This is a genomic window from Ruegeria faecimaris (assembly GCF_900182615.1).
GTDB lineage: Bacteria > Pseudomonadota > Alphaproteobacteria > Rhodobacterales > Rhodobacteraceae > Ruegeria > Ruegeria faecimaris.
The window spans coordinates 288930-305757 of record NZ_FXTE01000001.1; the positions used below are offsets into that span (position 1 = coordinate 288930).

Consider the following 16828-nt stretch of genomic DNA (forward strand, 5'->3'; position numbering starts at 1 on the left):
TGTCTGCTGCGGCGCTGTTTTGAGTTATGCGCCAGATTGTTGCAATGTCGGGTTAGAAATTTGGCCACAGAAATACTAAAACCACGTCTTCGGAGATGAAATGACAGGACTTCTTGCCGTCAACCGTGTACCGCGCGCCTTTGATCCTTCACTTGGTTCCGAAGCGCGCGAAGCAGTGGGTGGCATTACACCTGAGCAGGGGGAACTGATCGCAGGGGCTGCGGGCTCCAGCCCCTATCTCAAAGGCCTGATTGATCTGGAAGCCGACTGGCTACCGCAAGCTTTGGCACAACCGGACGCGATACTTGCATCCATTATGGAAACCGCAAGGACCTTGCCTTCGGATCAACTCAGGCCGGGGCTGAGGCAGGCCAAGAGGCGTTTGGCGCTGTTGACCGCCCTGGCGGATCTGGCAGGGGCGTGGCCGTTGGAAAAAGTTACAGGGGCACTAACCGATTTCGGGGCCATGGTAGCTGATGTTGCCGCCAAGGCCGAGATTGCAACCTTGATCCGGCGAGGTAAATTGCCGGGGATGACCGAAGATGATGTCGCCTCTGCCGCGGGAATGATCATATTGGCCATGGGCAAGATGGGTGCGCATGAGTTGAACTACAGCTCTGATATCGACCTGATCGTTTTGTTTGACGAAACGCGCTATGATCCGGACGATTTCTATGAAGCGCGGCAAGGGATGGTCCGGGCGACACGGAATTTCTGCGCCACACTCAGTGACAAGACAGCGGATGGATATGTATTTCGCACTGATCTAAGGCTGCGGCCTGACCCTGCGGTGACGCCAGTTTGTCTGGCTGCGGAAGCTGCCGAACGGTACTATGAAAGTCTGGGCCGCACTTGGGAGCGCGCCGCATATATCAAAGCGCGCCCCTGCGCTGGCGATATCGCTGCGGGGCAGCGTTTCCTGGATACGCTCCGCCCCTTCATCTGGCGAAGGCATCTGGACTTCGCCGCTATTCAGGATGCCCATGACATGCGCTTGCGTATCCGCGAAAACAAAGGGACAGGCGGTGCGCTCACCATTCCGGGTCATGATATGAAACTAGGGCAAGGCGGGATACGCGAGATTGAATTCTTCACTCAGACCCGACAGTTGATTGCCGGAGGTCGCGATACGGACCTGCGCGTGCGTGGCACTGTACCGGGTTTGGCGGCTTTGGCCGGCAAAGGGTGGGTGCCCGAGGACGTGGCTGAAAAGCTTACCGATCACTACCGCGCGCATCGCGAAGTCGAACACCGCATTCAGATGATCCATGATGCGCAGACCCATAAGATTCCGCAATCCTCGGACGGGATTGAGCGGATTGCATGCCTGATGGGGATTGATAGCGCCGATCTGACTGCGGATCTGAAACGGCGACTGACCGAGGTTCATGAGTTGACCGAAGGTTTTTTCGCCCCCGGCCCGACAGCCCGTGCACCTTTGCCAGAAGTTGAATTTGACGAAAGCATATTGGCGCGCTGGACGACCTACCCATCACTGCGTTCTCAGCGCGGGGCGCGGATTTTCGAACGGCTGAAACCCGAGCTGCTGACGCGTCTTGCCAAAACCGCCCAACCGGATGAGGCGCTGCTGGCACTGGACGGGTTCCTTCGCGGGTTGCCTGCGGGCGTGCAGCTGTTTTCTCTGTTCGAGGCCAACCCGCAGCTTATCGACCTGCTTGTCGATATAGTAGGCACGTCGCATGCATTGGCCGCGCATTTGTCGCACAACGCCTCGGTCTTTGATGCGGTGATTGGCGGCAGCTTCTTTGACGACTGGCCGGGCCAAGCCGTGCTCCAGGACGAACTGGAACAAGAGCTGTCGCAGGAACAAGACTACGAAAGCCAACTGGATCTGGCGCGGCGCTGGTGCAAGGAATGGCATTTCCGGATCGGCGTTCACCATCTGCGCGGGTTGATCGACGGCGTGCAGGCGGGGCAGCAATATGCCGAACTTGCAAGCGCGGTGATCGCTGCGATCCTGCCATGTGTTGTGGACCAGTTCACCAGCAAACACGGGCCCGCACCTGGTCGCGGTGCCGCTGTGTTGGGCATGGGATCCCTGGGGGCAGGGCGGATCAACTCGCAATCTGACCTTGATGTGATCGTGATCTACGACCCGCTGGATCAGGACATGTCCGAGGGCCCACGGCCTCTTGCCACGCGGACCTACTATGCCCGGTTCACGCAGGCACTGATCACGGCGCTGTCGGCCCCAATGTCGCAGGGGCGACTTTATGAGGTCGACATGCGGCTGCGCCCCTCGGGCAATCAGGGGCCGGTGGCAACCAGTTGGGCCAGCTTCACGAACTATCAGCAGAATGAGGCCTGGGTGTGGGAACACCTTGCTCTGACGCGCGCAAATCCCGTCGCCGGTGAGCCCTCACTGGCCGACGATATCGAGGGCTTTCGATCACAGCTTGTCTCGCGCCCCCGCGATCAGGCGCAGGTTTTGCGCGAAGTTGCCGAAATGCGCGCGCGTCTGGCAGCCGCGAAAACCCCCGCCGGTATTTGGGATGCCAAGAATGGGGCCGGACGCATGATGGACATAGAGCTGATGGCCGAAACAGGCGCTTTACTGTCCGGTGTTGCAAAGCGCGATGTACATGCCGGGTTGGACGGTGCAGTCGCAGCCGCGCTTTTGGATGTCGCTCAGGCGCAAACGTTGAAGGATTGCTACGATCTATGCTGGTCTGTGCAATGCGCAGCTCGACTGTTGTCAGGTAAGGTTATCGAGGCCGATAAAATCGGAGAGGGCGGTTCCGCCTTCCTGTGTCGGGCCACCGGGTATGAGCAGGTAGAACAGTTGCAGGCCGCGTTGCAGGAAAGCTACGATATCGCCGCCGAAATTATCGGCCGCGTGATTCAGGAGGATAAAGATGCCGCGCAATGACGATCCGAACGATCACAAAGGCCTGATCCGCGAGGCCTATCGCATCGATGGCATCACATTGCCCGAATGTCGCAGTATCTTTCTGGACTGGGCGTTAAGCCTTCCGGAGGGGCGTGATCAGAGGCAAGCCCTGTCTGACCTGCACGCCAGCTATGCCAAAGATGAGGTCGATCACCCAATGACACAGGTGCTGACCGAAGGGTTGCAATCAGCTCAGGCGCCGAAACGGCGCGGTGGTTGGCGGTCTCGCAACCGCTAGGGCTTTCCCCTCGGCGCGTTCGCGACTATGAGGTCGCCATGACCCAAACTGCAGACCGTCCCCGTATCCGCCTGAAACCCAAAGCCAATGCGCGCGGCCTGCGCCATGGCTTCCCGTGGGTCTATGCCAATGACATTGTCACCGACCGTCGCACGCGCAAAATCCCTGCTGGCGCGCTGGCCGTGCTCGAGGATGAAAATCGCGCGCCGATCGCGCTGGTGGCGGTCAATCCTGAATCGAAAATCATGTGCCGTGTGCTGGACCGCGATCCTGACGCCGAGCTGACGGCTGATTGGTTCGAAACCCGTCTGCGCCGCGCGCTTGATATGCGCGAACGCCTGTTTGACTCGCTCTTTTACCGCCTGATCCATGCCGAGGCCGATGGCTTTCCGGGTGTCATCATTGACCGGTTCGGTGAGGCGTGTGTGATCCAGCCCAACGCTGCCTGGGCCGAAGCGCATCTGGATATGTTGACCGATGCACTGACCGCCGTGACCGGCGTGACGACCGTGCTGAAAAACGCCTCGGGCCGGACACGCGGTCTGGAAGGGTTGGATGATGTCAACCTGACCTTGCGCGGCACTGTCCCAGATGCGCCTTTGCCCGTGTTGATGAACGGTGCAACCTATATGGCGGATTTGGCGGGCGGTCAGAAAACCGGCCTGTTCTATGACCAACGCCCCAATCACGCCTTTGCTGCGCAGCTGGTTCAACCCAAGGCACAGGTACTGGATGTCTTCAGCCATGTCGGAGGGTTCGGGTTGGCGATGCTGGCGGGTGGCGCCGGACAGGCGCTGTCGGTCGACGGGTCGGCCACGGCATTGGAGTTGGCCGCAAAAGGGGCCGAGGCTTCTGGCTTTGCCGATCAATTCGACACGCGCCAAGGCGATGCCTTTGATGTGTTGGCTCAGTTGAACGACGAAGGCGCTAAATTCGACGTCGTTATCTGTGATCCTCCCGCCTTTGCACCATCAAGGCAGGCGCTGGATGCAGGGCTGCGGGCCTATGAACGCATTGCGCGATTGGCCGCCACACTGGTCAAGCCGGGCGGATATCTGGGCTTATGCTCTTGCTCGCACGCTGCTGATCTGGGTCGCTTCCGCGACGCCTCATCCCGTGGCATCGGGCGCGCCGGGCGCTCAGCCCAACTGATCCATACGGGCTTTGCCGGGCCCGATCATCCGCAACTGCCGCAGCTGGCTGAAAGCGGTTACCTGAAGGCCGTGTTCTACCGGTTATGAAGGCTGTACTCGATACCTGCGTCATCTATCCAACGGTGATGCGTGAGATGCTGTTGGGCACCGCCCGACTAGGTCATTTCACCCCTATATGGTCGGCGCGCATCCTCGAGGAATGGGCCCGCGCTGCACGCAAGCTGGGCCCCGAGGGCGAGGCGCAGGCCCGTGCCGAGATTGCCCTGACGCAGGTCAAATGGCCCAAGGCAGAACGCCCAGCCAATGATGGCCTGCAGGCTCGGCTCTGGCTGCCGGACGCCGCTGATATCCACGTTTTGGCCACTGCAGTAGCCGCGTCAGCGGATACCATCGTCACGGTCAACGCCAAGGATTTCCCCAGAAATATTCTTGCAGAAGAAGGGCTTGAGCGGCGTGACCCTGACAGTCTGCTGTATGGTTTCTGGTATAACGACCCGCAAGGGCTGGACCAGCTTGCACAGCAGGTACTGGCCGAAGCAAACCGCCTGTCAGGCGATACATGGACTTTGCGTGGATTGATGAAAAAAGCCCGCCTGCCGCGTCTGGGCAAAGCGCTGACTACCTAGGCGCGATCCCTGTTTCATCTGGCCAAAAATACCTCGGAGAGCGCGAGAGGCTGGCCTCTCGCCGCCGAGCCTCAGCCACGCGCCCAACGCTGCTCAAGCACTTCCAGCGCCGCAATCCGCTCATCCGTTTTGGGATGGCTCATCAACCAGGCGGGTACAACGCCCGCGCGTTGCTGCGTCAAATCCTCAAGCTTGTGAAACAGAGACTTTTGCGGGCCGATGCCGATTCCGGCTTTGGTTAGCAGGGCGGCGGCATATTCATCTGCTTCATATTCATCCCCACGTGACAGGCGCGACGCCAAAAGCGCAGTCAGCGCGTTTGCAATCATCGCACCGATGAATGGGATGAACCGGCTCAGAAGCAGCATCAAGGCTGTCCGCAACGCATTCTGTCCAGAAAAATCAATCATCCGTCGCCGTGCATGACCCAAGGCCACATGCCCCAGTTCATGTGCGATGACGCTCGCCATCTCTTCGGCGGAAACCTCGCCATTGAGGAACTTGCGATAAAACCCGCGTGTGATGAATATTCGTCCATCCGGCGCCGCAAGCCCGTTCACCGGGTCGATTTCATATATATAGACCGGAACCCTCTCGATCCCCAGCGCCGCCGCCAGCCGGTCAGTCATACGCTTGAGGGCGGGATCGGCCAGTTCGGTCGATTTCAGGTCAAGCTCGCGATGGGTGCGCCAGACCGAGATCCGGTACATCACCACGGCATACAGAACCGCCAGAAGAATCGGAGTAATTCGGAGCATGGTTCTGATATGGGGATAAGCAGACACAAGGGCAAGGCATCAGCGTTTCCGTGGGCCTGAAAGGCTTCCTAGCTGCCATGACGCAGTGGAAACTGGGTTCTTTAGGATTCTAACTGTTGAAAAACGCCGCTTGCCGCCTTATCCGCACGGGAACTCGTCGGAGAACACACAATGTCCAACAATGACCACGAAGCCCGTCACCTGGAAACGCTTGACCGCGACCTTAGACGCTTTTCTCGGCTAGAAGTGGCAACCTCCCAGGTGGGTCGCCCATTTGTCGGGTCTGGCATCGCGCTTTCTTTTATCGTTGTCGCAGGTCTTGTGGCAGCCTTCCTGTTCGGACAAGGCAACAACACGCTGATCGTAGTACTTGCGGCAATGTTTGGGGCATATATGGCGCTGAATATCGGGGCCAATGATGTTGCCAACAATATGGGACCGGCGGTCGGGGCCAATGCGCTGACCATGGGGGGCGCCATCGCGATTGCTGCCATATTCGAAAGTGCAGGCGCGCTGATCGCTGGAGGTGACGTTGTTTCCACGATCGCGAAGGGCATTATCGCTCCTGAAAGCATGGGAACGCAGACTGTATTCATCTGGGCGATGATGGCGGCTTTGTTGTCTTCGGCGCTTTGGGTCAACCTGGCGACCTGGGTCGGAGCGCCCGTGTCCACGACCCACTCGGTTGTCGGAGGCGTCATGGGGGCGGGGATCGCCGCAGCCGGTTTTGGCGCAGTAAGCTGGGGGACGATGAGCAAGATCGCGGCCAGCTGGGTTATCTCGCCGATGCTTGGCGGTCTGGTGGCGGCTGGTTTTCTTTGGTTCATTAAGGCCAGGATCATCTATCAGGACGACAAGATCGCGGCGGCCCGGAAATGGGTTCCGATGCTGGTTGGTATCATGGCGGGGGCGTTTGCAAGCTACCTGGCGCTGAAGGGTATCAAGAAGATCGTCAAGATCGACCTGAGCACTGCTCTGCTGATCGGGGCAGTCTGCGGGGCGTTGGTCTGGGCCGTGATGATTCCGGTTATTCGGCGTCAATCCGAAGGGCTGGAGAACCGCAACAAGTCCCTCAAAATATTGTTTGGCATTCCGCTGATCGTGTCCGCTGCACTTCTCAGCTTTGCACATGGGGCCAATGATGTGGCCAATGCCGTTGGTCCTTTGGCGGCCATCGTGCAAGCCTCTGCCTCAGGTGATTTCACCCAGGCGATCAGTATTCCCTATTGGGTCATGATCATCGGCGCCTTTGGCATTTCGTTTGGCCTGTTCCTGTTTGGGCCAAAACTGATCCGAATGGTTGGCAGCCAAATAACCAAACTTAACCCGATGCGTGCCTATTGCGTTGCGCTGTCTGCAGCCATCACCGTTATCGTGGCCAGTTGGCTGGGTCTTCCCGTAAGCTCAACCCATATTGCAGTGGGTGCCGTCTTTGGCGTCGGCTTCTTCCGGGAATGGGATGCTGAAAGACGGCTGCGTAAAGCCCGCATTACAGTGCCTGAGCGGACGGTTCTGGCACCGGAAGAACGCCGCCGGCGCAAGCTGGTGCGCCGCTCGCACTTTATGACGATCATAGCAGCCTGGATTATTACCGTGCCCGCGGCGGCTGTGTTGTCGGGTGTTCTGTTTCTGGGCATTCAGGCCATCGCCGGGTAATCCCGGCCTCGGCAGAACCTGATCCGCGGGCTGGCGTTATCGCGTCAGCTCGCGCATTCCTTTTTCCAGCCCGGCCAGAGTCATCGGCACCATCCGATCCTGAAAAATCTCGCGGATCATTCCGATTGAGTGGGTATATTCCCAATACTTCTCAGACACTGGGTTGATCCACAGGTTCGATGCCCATTGGTCGCGTGCCCGCTGCAGCCAGATCTGGCCAGCCTCCTGGTTCCAATGTTCATTGGCACCGCCGGGATAGGCGACCTCGTAAGGGCTCATCGAGGCGTCGCCGACGAAGATGCATTTGTAATCTGGACCATAGGTGCGCAGCACCTCATGGGTCGGCGTCTGCTGGTCCCAGCGGCGGATGTTGTCACGCCAGACACCTTCGTACAGGCAGTTGTGGAAGTAGTAATATTCCAGATGCTTGAATTCGGTTCTTGCGGCCGAGAACAGCTCTTCAACCACTTTGATATGTGGGTCCATTGAGCCTCCGACGTCCAGAAACAACAGCACCTTGACGGCATTGTGCCGTTCGGGCCGGGTTTTGACGTCTAGATATCCATGCTCGGCTGTGGCGCGGATGGTGCCGTCCAGATCAAGCTCTTCCGCCGCACCCTCGCGGGCCCAGCGGCGCAGGCGCTTCAACGCGACCTTGATGTTGCGCGTGCCCAGCTCGATCGTGTCGTCCAGGTTCTTGAATTCGCGCTTGTCCCAAACCTTGACCGCACGCTGATGGCGGCTTTCCTTCTGGCCGATCCGCACACCTTCCGGGTTGTACCCGTAGGCTCCGAAGGGCGACGTTCCAGCCGTACCGATCCACTTGTTGCCACCTTGGTGGCGGCCTTGTTGATCCTTGAGCCGCTCTTTCAGCGTCTCCATCAGCTTGTCGAACCCGCCAAGGGCCTCGATCTCGGCTTTTTCCTCTTCGCTGAGGTGCTTTTCCGCCATCTTCGCCAGCCATTCGGCAGGGATGTCGACGGCTTCGAGGACCTGTTCGAACCCGATCTGTTCCAGCCCTTCAAAGCTGGCGGCAAAAGCGCGGTCGAACTTGTCGATATTGCGTTCATCCTTCACCATCGACACGCGGGCGAGGTAATAGAACGCCTCGACATCATAGGTTGCCAGTCCCTTTTTCATACCCTCCAGAAAGGTCAGATACTCCCGCAGAGATACGGGGATACCGGCTTTGCGAAGGTTTTCGAAAAAGGGAACAAACATGGGCTACACCACAAAGCGAACCAGAACCAAGGACAGAATGAGCCCGACCAGCGCAAAGGCGATTCCATATCCGGCTGCATATTGCGCGATATCGGCGCCGCTGCCGTTGCGTTTGCGCGCGGTCAGCGCCCCAAGGAGCGCACCCAGCACCGCCAGTCCCAGAACCACTATCATGCGTTAATCGCCCCCGTTAATTGACTGGTCCTTCTGCGACGTCCTGCATAAGCGACCGGGCCACTACATCCGAGCCAAAGCCGTATCGTGCCCATCTCAGACTGTCCAGTCTGACGGAACGTGCCTCTGCGGAACGGCCGACTTCATTCAGGACCTCGGCTTTCAGCAACAACAACGTTGCAAGCTGCGAGGCGTTCTCAGCCCGTGTCATCACGTTAATAGCGTCGTCGATTTTGGGCAGGAACTCTGGCCCATTGCCTTGCGAAAGCGCAAAGGCGCCCAGTTGGGTCGTGATGTAGGATCGATGCAATTCCGTGCCCGGTGTAGCGCGCAGAAACTGCAGGGCAATATCATATTGGCGCAACGCTTCATGCGGATCATCGAACTGTTCCATGCGGCCCATCAGGTAATGAGGGTAAGCGCGCCGGTGATCGGTCCAACCTTGTTCCTTGCCAATTCGGGCTGCCTTGCGGGCCTGCCTCATGCGCGATTGCTGGCTGCGACTGGATTGCAAGGATTTCTGAATTGCTGAAATCCAGGCTCGTGGAGTTTCCGACATGGGCTGTACCGGCACCGCATCACCGCGCGGATTCAGACGCGAGAGAATTTCGGGTATGGCCGTTTCGACCTGTTCACGTGTCATACCGCTGTGCAGTTGGGATGAATATGCGGCCTTCAGGATCAACATGTCGAACCCGGTCAGGACCGTGTGGATATTGTCATCGTTGAATACCGAGTCCGGAAGGCGATACAGGTCATTCAGCGGGCCAAGCGCCTGTGCGATCTCTTCGTGCAGGCAGTCACGTTTTTCCTGCGGACTTGCATCAGCGGGAATGAAGATGCCCAGTCGCTGACGGCTGCTCAGTTTGGTCCAGCTGCTTTTCTGTTTGAACCGGTCCCGGCGGTACTCCTCAAGGCTTGAGGCATTGGGCACCACGAAACATGCAGCCTGAGGCAGGATGGCCTGAATCTCTTTTTGACTGACCGCCGCGATCGTGATGTTGGCCTGACCGTCCCTGATCTGTTTGATTTCTATCCCGGCCTCGGTGCGCAGACGGGTCAGCAGGCGGCCCAGATCCTTTTGAAGCGAGGCCGTCGCAGCCCCGGTCAACCGCACCGTGATCGGGGTTTCGAACCGCGTAAAAACAGGCAGTTCCGTACCCCCTTCCAGTGCGAAATGCAGAGAGATGAAATCCGCTGCCATGTTTTCATTCGACCGCGCCGGAGGCGAGGGATATGCACGCGTAAAGGACTTGGCAGGGGGCAGGGGTGGTTCGATGTCCACAATCTCGGGTGGGCTTTCGGCAGGCTCAATCGTGGCACATGCGGTCAGGACAAAGCTGATCAAGATTGCGACCCATCGCGTCATGGGCGCTGATACTTGATGAAAGGTGTCTGTTTGCCAATCCTGTCATAGAGCTTTCGCGCGGTATGGTTGAAATCCTGCGTCAGCCAATAGACAGACGGTTCACCTTGCCGGTCCGCTTCTTCGTAAACGGCCTGAATCAAAGCGCGACCGACCCCCATGCCGCGCGCCTCGGGGCGGGCGAAAAGGTCCTGCAAGTAGCACACACTTTCTTCCTTCCAGGCATGGCGGTGGAACAGAAAGTGGGTCAAACCCACAAGCCCCCCGTCGGCCTGCGCGACGAAACAAGAAAAATCGTTCGGATCATCCCCCAGCAGTCGCGAGAATGTGCTGTCATAGACGGAATCCGGAACCGTCGTTTCATAATACGCCAGATAATCCCGCCACATATCCGCCCAGTCCTCGCGATCAGTCGGATGCAAGGCTCGAATTGTTACTGTTTCTGGCATTGCTGAGTCCCGTTGGGTCTGATGGTAAATTGCCCGGACAAGCCGGGCAACCTGAGACCAATGCTTGCATCCGAGACTTGCTAAGGCAAGCGGCGATCACCGAGGGTTTACCGGCTCAGCGTTTGTTGCGGGCCATGAATGCCAGGCGTTCGAACAGGTGCACGTCTTGTTCATTCTTAAGCAGCGCACCGTGCAGTTTGGGCAGGGCATTGGCGCCATCGCGCTTGAGGTCTTCGGCGGTCAGGTCCTCGGCCAGCAGCAGCTTGAGCCAGTCCAGCACCTCTGAGGTTGATGGCTTTTTCTTCAGGCCCTGAGTTTCGCGAATCTCATAGAACTGGGTCAGAGCCGTTGTCAAAAGTGCATCTTTGATGCCCGGATGATGGACCTCGACGATGCGGCGCATCGTGGCCTCATCAGGGAACCGGATATAGTGAAAGAAACACCGGCGCAGGAAGGCGTCGGGCAGTTCCTTTTCATTGTTCGATGTGATGATGACGATCGGACGGTTCTTGGCGCGGATCGTTTCGCTGGTCTCGTAGACGTGGAACTCCATCTTATCGAGCTCTTGCAGCAGATCGTTCGGAAACTCGATATCGGCCTTGTCGATCTCGTCGATCAACAACACAACCTTTTCATTGGTTTCAAAGGCCTGCCACAATTTACCCTTGCGGATATAGTTCGACACGTCGTGCACGCGCTCTTCACCCAACTGGCTGTCGCGCAGACGACTGACGGCATCGTATTCATACAGTCCCTGCTGCGCGCGGGTGGTGGATTTCACGTTCCACTCTATCATCCGCAGCCCCAACGCTCCGGCCACCTGCTTGGCCAACTCGGTCTTGCCAGTTCCCGGCTCACCTTTGACCAGCAAGGGACGTTCCAGCGTCACCGCGGCATTTACCGCAATGGTCAGATCGTCTGTGGCGACGTATTCGGCTGTTCCTTGGAAACGTGCGGTCATTGGCCCCTCATCAAGTGTCGCGCGAAATGCGCCCTTGGGGTTACCGCGCAGCAGAAATTTTGACAAGCCAGGTCGCTGCGTCGCATGAAGGGAAATTGCCGAGTAACTACAATGCTTTTGGTTGATTCGTGCGCTAACATCCGGTGCCGTCTTTTTGGCGTTGCCCTGAAATGGTCAGTTAATTTTCACAGAAAAACAAGGTTTTGTTGTTTGGTTGGACGTATTTAGATCACGCGCAATGGCGCGGCGCCGGGGCGACGTTTGCATAGTGACAATTACTGCGCTGTCAGATAAACGCTCCGCAGAAGGGGATTGCCGCATGTCAGGTAATGAGAGAGTGACCGGCGTTGCAGGCCACACCGAGGGAGCAAAAATGAAGCAGGAAGTTTTTCTGCCTGAAGATTACCGTCCAGCTGAAGACGAACCATTTATGAATGACAGGCAGCTAGAGTATTTTCGTCGCAAGCTGCTGGATTGGAAAAACGAACTAATGGCTGGCAGCCGCGATACGATCGAAGGGCTGCAGGACAACACCCGTAACATTCCGGATGTCGCTGACCGCGCAAGCGAAGAAACCGATCGCGCGCTGGAACTGCGCACCCGCGATCGTCAGCGCAAGCTGGTTGCCAAGATCGATTCTGCCATGCGCCGGATTGATGAAGGCGAGTACGGCTATTGCGAGATGACCGGTGATCCGATTTCGCTGAAACGTTTGGATGCGCGCCCAATCGCGACCATGACGCTTGAGGCGCAGGAACGGCATGAGCGTCGCGAAAAGGTCCACCGCGACGATTGATCGCTGGGAAAATCTGATAACATAGACGCCGGGGCCTTTTGCTCCGGCGTTTTTGCGTTAAGCCGGTGACATGAACATCAGCGGATCTAAATTCGGCATAGTCGGAGGTGGCATTGGCGGCCTCGCGGCTGCTTTGACCTTGCGACAGCGCGGCGCCGTGGTGACCGTGTTTGAGCAGGCACCAGAATTGACCGAGGTTGGCGCGGGCCTTCAGATCAGCGCCAACGGGATGGCTGTGCTGCGTGCGCTGAAGGTTGTTGCGGACACGCCCGAGGCTGGGCTTTTGTCCCATGGAACGGTCCTTCGTGATTACCGGGCAGGGCGGCTGGTCTGCAAAATCGTGCCACCCTCTGCCGGGCCTACCTATTATTACCATCGCGCTGACCTGCTTGATCTTCTCTACAAAGCGGCGGTTCAAAAAGGGGTAGAGTTTCACCTTGGTGCGCGTGTGGAACGGGTGCGAAAGCACCCGTCCGAGGCCGAAATTACCCTCGATACGGGGGCGAGATTTCGGGTTGATTGTGCAGTCGCCGCGGACGGCGGCCAAAGTGCAATTCGTGCTGACCTGACTGGCAGGGAAACACCGAAATTCACACATCAGGTTGCCTGGCGCGCGACGATTCCGTGGGACCGACGCAACAAGAACCCTTGCGCTGTGCTAACCATGGGGCCGGGACGGCATGTAGTGACGTATCCTTTGCGCGATCAGACCCTGATGAACATCGTGGCAATCGAAGAGAGGTCTGACTGGCAGGAAGAAGGCTGGCGTCTGCGCGGTGACCCCGAAGAGCTGAAGGCGCGATTTGCAGGTTTTGGCGGCTTGGTCAAAGAGATTTTGCAAGAGGTTAAGGACCCGAATATCTGGGCATTGTTCCTGCGCCCTGTTGCTGAATGCTGGCAGAATGGGCGTGTGGCGCTTTTGGGCGATGCAGCTCATCCAACGCTGCCTTTCATGGCCCAAGGTGCTTGCCTTGCACTAGAAGATGCCTGGACTCTGGGGCGGTCTTTCGAAGAACAATCCGGCGTTTCGCAAGCACTGGCCGCCTATGAAGCGACCCGTCGCCAGCGGGCAACTCGGGTGGTCGCTGCCGCTGGAGCCAACGCGCGCAACTTCCATCTACGTGGCCCTATGCGTGTCGGGGCGCAACTGGCGTTGATGGCAGTTGGATCGCGGTTGGGCCGAAAATATGATTGGATCTATGAGTTCGATGCCACGGCTTAGCCGATTACAGATCTAGATCTATCCAAACCGGAACATGATCTGAAGGTTTTTCGTGCCCCCGAATTTCGGAATCGATTTTGCAATCGCGCAAAAGGTCAGCGGCCTGAGGGGTCAGAAGGAAATGATCAATACGAATCCCGTCATTTCGGTTCCACGCACCCGCTTGATAATCCCAGAATGAATAATGTTCCGGACCTTGCGTGCCAGCGCGAAAGGCCTCGGTGAAGCCGAGATTCAGAATTTTCCGAAATGCGGCCCGGCTTTCAGGGCGAAACAATGCATCCTCGCGCCAGGCATCGGGACGCGCTGCGTCTTCGGCCTGGGGAATGATGTTGTAATCACCTGCCATCAGCGCGGGCTCTTCACCGTTCATCAGATCGCGGGCCCGATGATAGAGCCGTTCCATCCAGGCGAGTTTATACTCATATTTCGGCCCCGGGGTGGGGTTGCCGTTCGGCAGATAAAGCCCGCAGATACGCAGCGCCTGTTTGCCGACCACCGTTGCTTCGATCCAGCGGGCCTGTTCGTCCTCATTATCACCGGGCAACCCACGTGAGACATCCTCAAGCGGAAGCTTCGACAGAATGGCAACGCCGTTAAAACTTTTCTGCCCGTGGGTTTCCACGTTGTAACCGCGCGCCTCAAAGAGCTCTCTGGGGAAGTTTTCGTCGACTGACTTGATCTCTTGCAGTAGCACAACATCGGGCTGGGCATCATCCAGCCAACGCGGCAATGCTTCGGCCCGCGCCTTGATGCCGTTGATGTTGAATGTGGCGATTTTCATGCGCGACCCTCCGACAGTCCTTGGCAACCTATCGCCCAGAACGGGCCCAACGGCAAGGCGGAGAACAGGTTTGCGAGGCGCTGCCTCGCGCTCCGAGGTATTTTTGGCCAGATGAAGAAACGGACCGTTAACCAGAATCTCCGAAAATCAGCTGGCGGTACAGGCGGAGGCGCCGATGACCGCGCCAGGTGAAGCTCTCCGGTCTAGAAATCGGAGAGCGGATCCCTGCTTCATCTGGCTAGAAATAAATTGGAGGTGTGGGGGTGAAACCCCCACGGGTGATCACATTGAAAACGAAGTGCCGCAGCCGCAGGAGGAGGTGGCGTTTGGGTTTTCGATCACAAAGCGTGCGCCGATCAGTTCTTGCGTGAAATCAATCACCGCATTTTCAAGAAACGGCAGTGAGATTGCGTCGACAATGACTTTCTGCCCCTTACCCTCAAGAACCAAATCGTCGTCTTTGGGTTTGTCCAATGCAATTTCGTACTGAAAGCCCGAACACCCGCCGCCTTCGACAGCGACACGCAGGGCTTGACCCTGATCGGCCGCGCCGATCTCGGCAAGGCGGTCAAAGGCGCGTTCTGTAACTGTCGGGGGCAGATTCATGCCAAACTCCAAAGGTTTATTTCTTAACCACTCTACCATATAGAAAGCCCAAGGACAGGCGACAAGGACAAGACCGTTGGACAGAGCAGGTTTTGCCTCGGATCCCGACCGCGCAAGAGGGCGGTTGGTGCCAGAGGAAGAAAGCAGTTTCCGGTCATGCTTTCAGCGCGACCGGGACCGGATCATTCATGCCAGCGCCTTTCGGCGGCTCAAGCACAAGACCCAAGTTTTTGTTGAGCACGAAGGGGATAGCTATCGGACCCGGTTGACCCATTCGATTGAGGTCGCGCAGGTGGCGCGGACGATTGCCGGGGCCTTGGGTTTGAATCCAGAACTGACTGAAGCGGTTGCCCTGGCCCATGATCTTGGCCACACGCCGTTCGGACATACTGGCGAGGATGCCTTGCATGAGATCATGCAGCCGTATGGCGGGTTCGATCATAACGCGCAGGCCATTCGGATCGTCACCCGGCTCGAGCGTCATTATGCCGAGTTCGATGGGTGCAACCTTACGTGGGAAACCCTGGAAGGCATTGCAAAACACAATGGACCGGTAGAAGGGGCTTTGCCTTGGGCGCTGGCGGAATGCAATGCGGCTTTTGATCTGGAACTGTACACGCACGCAAGCGCAGAGGCGCAGGTGGCGGCCTTGTCTGACGACATCGCCTATAACAATCATGACCTGTTGGACGGGCTGAGGGCGGAGTTGTTCAGCGACGAGGACATTCAGCGACTGCCGATCGTGGGCGACTGTTATGCGGAGGTGGATCGCAAGTACCCGGGCCTCGACCCCTATCGCCGTCGGCATGAGGCATTGCGGCGGGTGTTTGGGGTTATGGTGTCGGACGTGATCGACACGTCTCGGGCTCTGATCGCAGGGTCCGGTGCCCAGAGCGTCGAAGAGATCCGGCATCTTGGCTATCCGGTCATTCAGTTCTCAACAGGCCTTTGGGCGCAACTGAAGGAAATTCGCGCTTTCCTGTTTTCGCGGATGTACAGGGCGCCGTCGGTGATGACGGTGCGCGCCGAGGTCAGCAAAGTGGTCGAGGATTTGTTTCCAATCTACCTTGGCGATCCGAAGCAAATGCCCGCGCGCTGGCACGCGGACATTGAAGAGGCTGAGGATGAGACTGCCTTAGCCCGGATCGTATCGGACTATATTGCTGGGATGACCGACAGGTTTGCGCTACAGGATCATGCCAGACTGACTGGCCGCCCGATACCGGCGGATCACTCGACCCCGATATAGGCCAAAGCCCAGACTTGTTGGCCCGTCTGATCCTGCGCCGCCTCAGCGTCGTCGGTGGGTGGGAAGACGATCATCGTTGGGCCATACCCTCCGATCCCCATGGGGGCGCCGTCGGCGTGGGTGGCGAGGATAGGCTGATAGGTCGAGATGCTTTGCCAGGGGATTTCAGCCTGATACCCGTCCATTGCCATCGGCTTGGCCGTCTTACCTTCGGCACCGGCTATGACCATCACATCCGACAAAAGCGGGCCGCTAAAGGTGATGTCGCGCTGGTTGTCCTCGGTGCCGTAGGGAATTGTGATCTCGACCTGATCCAAACTATCCAGCAATGTCGCGTCAAAGCCAGCTGCCCCGTCATGGGTGACCTCCAGATATCCCAGCAAGCCGCCGTCATTCTCGCCGCGCGCGGGCAGATTGGTTTCCTCAACCGCGCCGCCAAGGGTGACCAGCACATGGCCTTGCGGGGCGGGCATTTCTGCAAAAGCGGGCAGGGCGGTCGACAAGAGCAGGCACAGGGGCAGGGCAAGGCGCATAGGAATCTCCGTTTAGATAGATATGACCGACCTTAGCGGCGGCGGCTCTTATTCCAAGCGCATTCTGGCGCCGTCCATTGACCTTGCTGCACCGCGTGGTAAACCGCCGGGCAAGCAAAAGGAC

General features: G+C 58.1%; 17 protein-coding genes. 8 read left to right on the forward strand and 9 right to left on the reverse strand.

The features are described 5' to 3' along the window. The first annotated feature begins 100 nt into the window (after positions 1-100). From FN806_RS01440 to FN806_RS01455, 4 genes are read left to right on the forward strand one after another with little or no spacing between them, the layout of a single operon-like run. Entirely contained in the window at positions 101-2890 is a 2790-nt protein-coding gene (locus FN806_RS01440) for a [protein-PII] uridylyltransferase family protein (RefSeq protein ID WP_142633307.1), read from the forward strand. Then, positions 2877-3149, forward strand: coding sequence for a hypothetical protein (locus tag FN806_RS01445; protein ID WP_142633309.1), 273 nt, complete (start codon positions 2877-2879; stop codon positions 3147-3149). Before FN806_RS01440 ends, FN806_RS01445 begins: the two co-directional genes overlap by 14 nt. 38 nt (positions 3150-3187) lie before the next feature. After that, on the forward strand, positions 3188-4390 hold the full coding sequence (locus FN806_RS01450) for an RSP_2647 family RNA methyltransferase (RefSeq protein WP_142633311.1): 1203 nt from the start codon (positions 3188-3190) through the stop codon (positions 4388-4390). Beyond that, entirely contained in the window at positions 4387-4929 is a 543-nt protein-coding gene (locus FN806_RS01455; RefSeq protein ID WP_142633313.1) for an RSP_2648 family PIN domain-containing protein, read from the forward strand. Before FN806_RS01450 ends, FN806_RS01455 begins: the two co-directional genes overlap by 4 nt. A gap of 71 nt (positions 4930-5000) precedes the next feature. Here FN806_RS01455 and FN806_RS01460 read toward each other — a convergent pair whose 3' ends face one another. Further along, positions 5001-5687 (reverse strand): M48 family metallopeptidase, encoded by a 687-nt coding sequence (locus FN806_RS01460; RefSeq protein WP_142633315.1) that lies wholly within the window; start codon positions 5685-5687, stop codon positions 5001-5003. A gap of 171 nt (positions 5688-5858) precedes the next feature. Between FN806_RS01460 and FN806_RS01465 the strand changes: the two genes are divergently transcribed. Then, positions 5859-7343, forward strand: a complete 1485-nt coding sequence (locus tag FN806_RS01465) for an inorganic phosphate transporter (RefSeq protein WP_142633316.1) — start codon at positions 5859-5861, stop codon at positions 7341-7343. 36 nt (positions 7344-7379) lie between these two features. Here FN806_RS01465 and FN806_RS01470 read toward each other — a convergent pair whose 3' ends face one another. The 5 genes from FN806_RS01470 to FN806_RS01485 form a co-directional block, all read right to left on the reverse strand. Further along, a complete protein-coding gene (locus FN806_RS01470; protein ID WP_142633318.1) occupies positions 7380-8564 on the reverse strand; it encodes a vWA domain-containing protein in 1185 nt (394 codons plus the stop codon). A gap of 3 nt (positions 8565-8567) precedes the next feature. Beyond that, complete coding sequence (locus FN806_RS20365) at positions 8568-8738, reverse strand: hypothetical protein (RefSeq protein ID WP_185956603.1); 171 nt, start codon at positions 8736-8738, stop codon at positions 8568-8570. Positions 8739-8754: 16 nt separating this feature from the next. Beyond that, on the reverse strand, positions 8755-10107 hold the full coding sequence (locus FN806_RS01475) for a DUF2927 domain-containing protein (protein WP_142633320.1): 1353 nt from the start codon (positions 10105-10107) through the stop codon (positions 8755-8757). Next, positions 10104-10553 carry a GNAT family N-acetyltransferase gene (locus tag FN806_RS01480; protein WP_142633322.1) on the reverse strand — a complete coding sequence of 150 codons (450 nt, stop codon included), beginning with the start codon at positions 10551-10553 and terminating at the stop codon, positions 10104-10106. The genes FN806_RS01475 and FN806_RS01480 overlap by 4 nt, the downstream gene beginning before the upstream one ends. Positions 10554-10668: 115 nt before the next feature. Then, the gene (locus FN806_RS01485; protein WP_142633324.1) at positions 10669-11514 is read right to left on the reverse strand and encodes an AAA family ATPase; all 846 of its coding nucleotides are present in this window, start codon (positions 11512-11514) and stop codon (positions 10669-10671) included. 373 nt (positions 11515-11887) lie between these two features. Between FN806_RS01485 and dksA the strand changes: the two genes are divergently transcribed. Continuing rightward, entirely contained in the window at positions 11888-12310 is a 423-nt protein-coding gene (gene dksA / locus FN806_RS01490) for an RNA polymerase-binding protein DksA (RefSeq protein ID WP_142633326.1), read from the forward strand. 70 nt (positions 12311-12380) lie between these two features. Next, positions 12381-13532 carry an FAD-dependent monooxygenase gene (locus FN806_RS01495; RefSeq protein WP_142633327.1) on the forward strand — a complete coding sequence of 384 codons (1152 nt, stop codon included), beginning with the start codon at positions 12381-12383 and terminating at the stop codon, positions 13530-13532. Positions 13533-13536: 4 nt separating this feature from the next. Here FN806_RS01495 and xth read toward each other — a convergent pair whose 3' ends face one another. Continuing rightward, positions 13537-14316, reverse strand: coding sequence for an exodeoxyribonuclease III (gene xth / locus FN806_RS01500; protein WP_142633329.1), 780 nt, complete (start codon positions 14314-14316; stop codon positions 13537-13539). A gap of 282 nt (positions 14317-14598) precedes the next feature. Further along, on the reverse strand, positions 14599-14922 hold the full coding sequence (locus FN806_RS01505; RefSeq protein WP_142633331.1) for a HesB/IscA family protein: 324 nt from the start codon (positions 14920-14922) through the stop codon (positions 14599-14601). A 76-nt stretch (positions 14923-14998) separates the two neighbouring features. Between FN806_RS01505 and FN806_RS01510 the strand changes: the two genes are divergently transcribed. Continuing rightward, positions 14999-16171: a deoxyguanosinetriphosphate triphosphohydrolase gene (locus tag FN806_RS01510; RefSeq protein ID WP_142633333.1), complete on the forward strand. Its 1173-nt coding sequence runs from the start codon at positions 14999-15001 to the stop codon at positions 16169-16171. Here the strand turns inward: FN806_RS01510 and FN806_RS01515 are convergent. Further along, complete coding sequence (locus tag FN806_RS01515) at positions 16153-16704, reverse strand: putative pterin-binding protein (RefSeq protein ID WP_142633335.1); 552 nt, start codon at positions 16702-16704, stop codon at positions 16153-16155. The two genes, FN806_RS01510 and FN806_RS01515, sit on opposite strands and share 19 nt — an antisense overlap. Between the last annotated feature and the right edge of the window lie 124 nt (positions 16705-16828).